The following is a 6,195-nucleotide window of genomic DNA, read 5'->3' as shown; positions in this document are numbered from 1 at the left end:
TTATCGGTCACAATTTTAGAGACTACAAAAACCTCAAATGGTATCAGCTAATGACACCATAAGGGTGCGTAGCTGTCTGCAAGCCCCCTCGGAGAGCCCACACTTTACGAAGTAAAGTATAGTATGTTATACTTTACATGGAAGTAGTCACCGAATTCCAGTTAGAAATTACTTTGTAACTACGTTTTGAGGAGGAGTAAAATGCTTTCCTATGTTCGACATTACCCACTAGCGATAGCTAAATTAATGTGTCTGTGCTCTCCTAAAATCTGCTGATTTATTACTGACTAATACAGGAGGTTTTTATGGGACAGACAATCATATCTGCTATTGGTGTTTATATTTCCACCAGTATCGATTATTTAATTATTTTAATTATTTTATTTGCACAGCTATCACAGAATAAACAAAAATGGCATATTTATGCGGGGCAATATCTAGGCACAGGCTTACTTGTAGGGGTGAGTTTAGTTGCTGCTTATGTCGTTAATTTCGTGCCTGAAGAATGGATGGTTGGATTGCTTGGTTTAATCCCTATCTATTTAGGGATTCGCTTTGCAATTGTTGGAGAAGGTGAGGAAGAAGAGGAAGAAATTATTGAAAGATTAGAACAAAGCAAGGCAAATCAACTGTTTTGGACAGTTACATTGCTGACAATTGCGTCTGGCGGAGATAATTTAGGTATCTATATACCTTATTTTGCTTCGTTAGATTGGTCACAGACCCTCGTGGCGTTGCTTGTGTTTGTAATCGGCATAATTATCTTATGCGAGATTAGTCGGGTGTTATCCTCTATTCCGTTAATATTCGAGACAATTGAAAAATACGAGCGAATCATTGTGCCCTTAGTATTCATTCTACTTGGACTATACATCATGTATGAAAATGGCACGATAGAGACTTTTCTGACCGTGTAGATTTTTTTGTTTCACTAGGATTTTAGCCCGAGCTCAAATCAGCTCTCTGATTTTCAGAGGGCTTTTTACGTTGTCACCTTACCTCGCGATATACTCGAGTATAATCTTCGGTTACTAGCACTATAAGGTAAAATAAACCAGATTTTCTCCCTTCTAGGGGATTTTATCTTTTTTGCCAAGTGCTTGGCCGAGTTCAATTAACAAGATACAAAGGCCGTCAAAAGCACAAAGCAAAAATAGGAAAATTGACGAAGAAACTTCAGTTTCTAGGAGATTTTATCTTTTTTGCCAAGTGCTTAGGCCGAGTTCAATTGAGCATAGCTTGATAATGAAGCTAGTCTAATTAGGTAGCTTTTTAGATATAAAACTATTTTATTATCTAAATATAGAATAAATTAGGGCTTGCATTCAAAACATGGTATAATAGGTCTATATAGCTAAATAAAGTAAACCTATCACAAGGGATTAAGAAAAAGGATAGAACAGTCATGTCAACAGTAAAAAGTGATCTAAATATTGCTCAAATGTATGCGAGTCAGCTGAAAAATGCTTGTCAATCGTTAACAGCAATTGCTGTGGCTAGTCAAGATGATCGAACGACCCTTCAAGGAAATAACAAAGCCCATCAATGTCTGACAAAGTCTCAAAATCTAGCTAGTCAGATTTCGGCAGCCGTCACCCTGACTTCAGAACGACTGCACTCTATAGCGAGTGATTTTGAGGCGTTAGATGAAGCGGGTGCCAATGGTTTTAGGAGTCATGCATGAGCAAGTTAGATGAGTTGAAGAAAAGAGAGCGAGACCTCTTGTACCGGCTAGAAGACAATGGAAAAGAGAAATATCGCACCAAAGAACTGATAGAAACCTTTGAAGGGTATGATAGAGCTAGTCACCGTTATCAAAATGATTTGTGGGAGGCGGCCTATCAGAGCCGATATGCAGGACAGTTGGAAGAAACACTCCTACAAAGAAACCAACTTAAAAACCAAATTCTTGAGAAGCTCAGCTACCGCATGGATGATTTGAAAAAAGAAAAGTTCCGATTAGAGGGAGACTTGGATGAGGTCTACTATGAAAGACGCAAAGAACTAGAAAGAGAGGAGGAAAAACGACATGGGCATTGATATGTACTTAGAACAATCCCAACTACAAAGTTCGAGTGTAGCAAGCATGTGCCAATCTCAGGTTGAGGCTTATCAAGACTTGCAATCAGCCATCAAAAAGTTTTCAGAAGATACAGAGAGTCTAAAGGGCGATGCTTATAATTCGGCTAGAAGTTTTTTTGCAAGTGTCTTATTACCCTTGAGCAAAGGGGGACAACTCTATGCGGAAACCTTCTCTCAAGCCATCAAGAAATTACCAGAAGACTACCAAAGTATGGTCGACAGCAAGAGTTGGCGTGAGGATGATCTGCTTGATAAGATCCGTCAGGAAGAGCAAATGATTGCTTATCTAGATGAAGTCAACCAATCCCTTTCTAGCTTGACCATGGATAGTGAAGAAAAGGGAAGATTGAGACGCAGTAATGTGGAACTCATGCGAGGACACCATGCCAATAAACGCGTCTATGAAACGATTTTGAGAGACCTGCGTGCCTATGATAGCTATTCAGGAGGACTGTTCGATGAACTAGACAGTATCGATGTGCAGTTGAGTCGCGGACTGGCCCAGATTGAAAATAGTTGGGATGCAAAGACAGGGAGCTTTAAAATTCCATCTGACCTGACTTGGGCCAACTACCTATCTGCCTATTCTGACACAAAGGATATGAAGCTCAGTCGTCAAGAGAAGGCCTTTGTCCAGACCATGATAGCAGAATACGGCTTTGACGCAGAGACAGCCCAACAGCTCTTGACAATCAAGCAAGGGATAGATAAGAAGTTCCCAACCTCAAGTCAAGAGTTCCGTGACTATATCTTTTTGCGAGTCGTCGGTGCAGCCAACTATGATGACTTTAAGTGGAACGAAACGGCAGGTGGATTGTGGCAATATTTTTATTACGAATTTGTGAGTGATCCGAATACAGGCCAAAAATTGAGAACATTGAAACCAATACTTGAAATTTTTCAAGAACTTGGAATCAAAGAAGAAACAGATGCCAAAAAATTGATTTATAATCTTAGATTGCAACATGTGTTAGCTAGCGGCGGAAGTAGTGTTAAAAAAATGAAGGAAATTGATAATAAAACAGGAACTACATTTTATAGTGATGCTCGGGATAAGTATGAAAAAGTTTATGGCAAAAATAACAAATTTGACCAATTTTGGGACAGTAAATTAAAATCATATTCTAACAACGGAGCGGGCCATGCAGACTTTACCCATCAGTCCATTACCATGGCGACTCATCTAAATCCTAATCAAGCTCAGTTATCCGATCTCTATGGTGGTAGAGAGCGTGTCAAGGACCTTTCAGGGTGGGAGGGAGACACGACCTTTAACGCTAATGATATGAAGCCAAGTATTGGCGAGGATGACTATAAGGCTGACCTAGATTCGGTCAACCTTATAGGCCGAATGCAGAAGGGGCAATCCTATGACCAAGCTATATCTTCTTACTATGCTGATCTTCAGAAGGATTCGACTCTGAGAGAAAGAGAATTCTTGAAAAATAAGGATTGGAAGCAAGTCAAGAGTACTATCTATTCTAGCCTAGTACCCGCTGATATTCTGAAGAAGGGTGAGGTATCTATTAAAGAGTACATTGATAAAAACCATTCAGATGTATCAACATTTTTAAATCGCTTAGAAGCTGTGGGAAATTAGGAGGATGATGATGAAAAAAATATTAGGTTTAGTAGCCTTATTCGTGATAATCGTATCATCTTGTTTCTACTTTTTTATCCATCAACCTAAAAATATTTTTGATGAGATTTATCAGGAGACGGAGAAGACTTATCTTGGAAACAATGTTTTTAACCAGTTGAAAGATGTTGAAGTACATAAGTATGAAATATATGATAAAGATATGCAGGGAACAGGAAAGTATACTCCCAAGGTAATTTACATTGATAATTATCTTCCTGAAAATTATTCCGAGACTGAAATAGAGTTTAATTTCGATAGTATAAACAAAGGAATGTTTATTTGGTTTGAGTGGAAAGTTAATTCAAAGTTTTCTTTGTGGTATTTAAGTTATTACAATATTAAGAGTAAGACTCTAGAGAAAGAACTTGCAATTATAGAGGAGCCAAGAAAGGCTGGAGAGTACCTCAAAGATGAAGAAAAAATAAGAGAATATTTAAAAAAATATAACATATCCAAAGAAGATTTAGACAAACATTACGACGAAATCGTCAACCAGAGAGTCTTGAAGGACTGGTGCTCGATTTATGACAGTAACTACTCACCGAGCAACTATGGCGAGGTGAAAGTCGAAACCCAGTGGGAGAATTGGTGATAGACCACGCAGACTTTACCCACCAGTCCATCACTATGGCCACCCATCTAAATCCTAGCAGTCTTCAGTTATCCGATCTCTATGGTGGTAGTAGAGAGCATGTCAAGGATCTTTCAGGCTGGGAAGGAGACACGACTAAAAATGCTACGGATAAGAAACCAAGTATTGGCGAGGATGACTACAAGGCAGACCTAGACTCGGTCAACCTTATCGGCCGGATGCAGAAGGGGCAATCCTATGACCAAGCCATCTCTTCTTATTATACTGACCTTCAAAAAGACTCCACTCAGAGAGAAAGAGAGTTCTTGAAAAATAAGGACTGGAAACAAGTCAGAAGTACTATCTATGCAAGTATTCTTCCGTTAGAGGTTATGGAAAAAGGGGAAGATGCTATTAAAGCATATATCAAAAGTAACTATCCAGGTGTATCCAAGTTTTTAAATCGCTTGGAAACCGTGGCGGAGTAGGAGGAAATCTATGAAGAAAATACTAGGTGTTTTAACAATAGTAGTATTACTTGTATCAGTTTATTTTTACTTTTTTCCTAAACAACCAAAAAATATTTTTGATGAGATTTACCAAGAAACTGAGAAAACCTATCGAACAAATAATATTTTAAGGCATATAGATGGCTTTGAAATTAGTCCAGGTTGGCCAAGTGATGGAGAGTATTCTAAATATTATCCATTTGGAACTTATAATAAAGACCATACCCCAGAAGAGTATTTTGAAGTAGAAATTAGTTTTAATTTTGCTACAAAAACACAGTTAAGTTCAATCTCATTTGAAAAGCGAATCGGGCCAAACGTTAGAGTTCGCTTATGGAATAAATATATTCGTAAGGATCGTGTTTTGAAAAAATTTGTCAAAATAGGTTTGAAGAAAGCAGATACGGAAACTTATATTGAAGACGAAGCTCAGGTGAAATCCTATCTAGAGCAGTACGGTATCACTGCTAAGGACTTGGATTCTTACTACGACGAAATCGTCAACCAGAAAGTCTTGAAGGACTGGTGCACCATTTATGACAGCAAGTACTCGCCAAGTAATTATGGCGATGTTAAGATTGAAACCCAGTGGGAGAATTGGTGATAACATGAAGAAGATTCTCGGTTTAGTAGCCTTATTCGTACTAATTATATTATCCTGTTTTTACTTTTTTCCTAAACAACCTAAAAATATTTTTGATGAAATCTACCAGGAGACAGATAAGACATATCATACAAATAATATTTTAAGAAACATAGATGGGTTTAAAATCAGTCCAGGTTGGCCAAGTGATGACCCAAATATATCTTATACTCCTTTTGGAAAGTATGAAACTCTTCCCGAAGGCTATAGTGATATAACCATTAACTTTAATTTTGGTTCAGGTATTAAAGGGATGTCAATTCGTTTTGAAAGAAAGACTAATTCAAATATTACCCTATGGTATTCTGCACACTATAATATGCAAAAGAAAGTGCTAAAAAAAGAGCTTGCGATTTTTGAAGAGCCAAGGAAACCAGGTCAATTTATTGATGATGAAGAAAAAGTAAGAGAATATTTAAGAAAAAATAATATTTCCAAAGAAGAATTAGAGAAAGACTATGACGAAATCGTCAACCAAAAAGTCTTGAAGGACTGGTGTACTATTTATGAAAGTAAATACTCACCAAGCAACTATGGTGAGGTGAAAGTCGAAACCCAGTGGGAGAATTGGTGATAGCCATGCAGACTTTACCCACCAGTCCATTACCATGGCTACTCATCTTAATCCTAATCAAATTCAGTTATCCGATCTCTATGGTGGTAGAGAGCATGTCAAAGACCTTTCAGGCTGGGAGGGAGATACGACCTTTAATGCAAATGATATGAAGCCAAGTATTGGCGAGGATGA

General features: G+C 37.9%; 8 protein-coding genes. All 8 read left to right on the top strand.

Annotated elements, in window-relative coordinates:
* The first annotated feature begins 305 nt into the window (after positions 1 to 305).
* The 8 genes from HMPREF2701_RS04765 to HMPREF2701_RS04730 all read left to right on the top strand — a co-directional run bounded on the left by HMPREF2701_RS04765 (position 306) and on the right by HMPREF2701_RS04730 (position 6,021).
* Positions 306 to 917 carry a CadD family cadmium resistance transporter gene (locus HMPREF2701_RS04765; protein ID WP_070482314.1) on the top strand — a complete coding sequence of 204 codons (612 nt, stop codon included), beginning with the start codon at positions 306 to 308 and terminating at the stop codon, positions 915 to 917.
* 488 nt (positions 918 to 1,405) lie between these two features.
* The gene (locus HMPREF2701_RS04760) at positions 1,406 to 1,684 is read left to right on the top strand and encodes a TIGR04197 family type VII secretion effector (RefSeq protein ID WP_042750740.1); all 279 of its coding nucleotides are present in this window, start codon (positions 1,406 to 1,408) and stop codon (positions 1,682 to 1,684) included.
* The gene (locus HMPREF2701_RS04755) at positions 1,681 to 2,040 is read left to right on the top strand and encodes a DUF3958 family protein (protein ID WP_070482312.1); all 360 of its coding nucleotides are present in this window, start codon (positions 1,681 to 1,683) and stop codon (positions 2,038 to 2,040) included. Before HMPREF2701_RS04760 ends, HMPREF2701_RS04755 begins: the two co-directional genes overlap by 4 nt.
* Positions 2,030 to 3,682 carry a T7SS effector LXG polymorphic toxin gene (locus tag HMPREF2701_RS04750; protein WP_070482309.1) on the top strand — a complete coding sequence of 551 codons (1,653 nt, stop codon included), beginning with the start codon at positions 2,030 to 2,032 and terminating at the stop codon, positions 3,680 to 3,682. Before HMPREF2701_RS04755 ends, HMPREF2701_RS04750 begins: the two co-directional genes overlap by 11 nt.
* A gap of 10 nt (positions 3,683 to 3,692) precedes the next feature.
* Positions 3,693 to 4,316, top strand: coding sequence for a TipC family immunity protein (locus tag HMPREF2701_RS04745; RefSeq protein WP_070482307.1), 624 nt, complete (start codon positions 3,693 to 3,695; stop codon positions 4,314 to 4,316).
* A complete protein-coding gene (locus HMPREF2701_RS04740) occupies positions 4,313 to 4,783 on the top strand; it encodes a hypothetical protein (RefSeq protein ID WP_083281730.1) in 471 nt (156 codons plus the stop codon). The genes HMPREF2701_RS04745 and HMPREF2701_RS04740 overlap by 4 nt, the downstream gene beginning before the upstream one ends.
* A gap of 10 nt (positions 4,784 to 4,793) precedes the next feature.
* The gene (locus HMPREF2701_RS04735; protein WP_070482305.1) at positions 4,794 to 5,408 is read left to right on the top strand and encodes a TipC family immunity protein; all 615 of its coding nucleotides are present in this window, start codon (positions 4,794 to 4,796) and stop codon (positions 5,406 to 5,408) included.
* A gap of 4 nt (positions 5,409 to 5,412) precedes the next feature.
* Positions 5,413 to 6,021 (top strand): TipC family immunity protein, encoded by a 609-nt coding sequence (locus HMPREF2701_RS04730; RefSeq protein WP_070482302.1) that lies wholly within the window; start codon positions 5,413 to 5,415, stop codon positions 6,019 to 6,021.
* Positions 6,022 to 6,195 lie beyond the last annotated feature (174 nt).

Source organism: Streptococcus sp. HMSC077D04, from assembly GCF_001808785.1.
In the GTDB taxonomy this organism is placed as follows: Bacteria; Bacillota; Bacilli; order Lactobacillales; family Streptococcaceae; genus Streptococcus; species Streptococcus mitis_BX.
The sequence above is the reverse complement of the archived record's forward strand: the minus strand, read 5'-3'. Positions and strand labels throughout refer to the sequence as shown.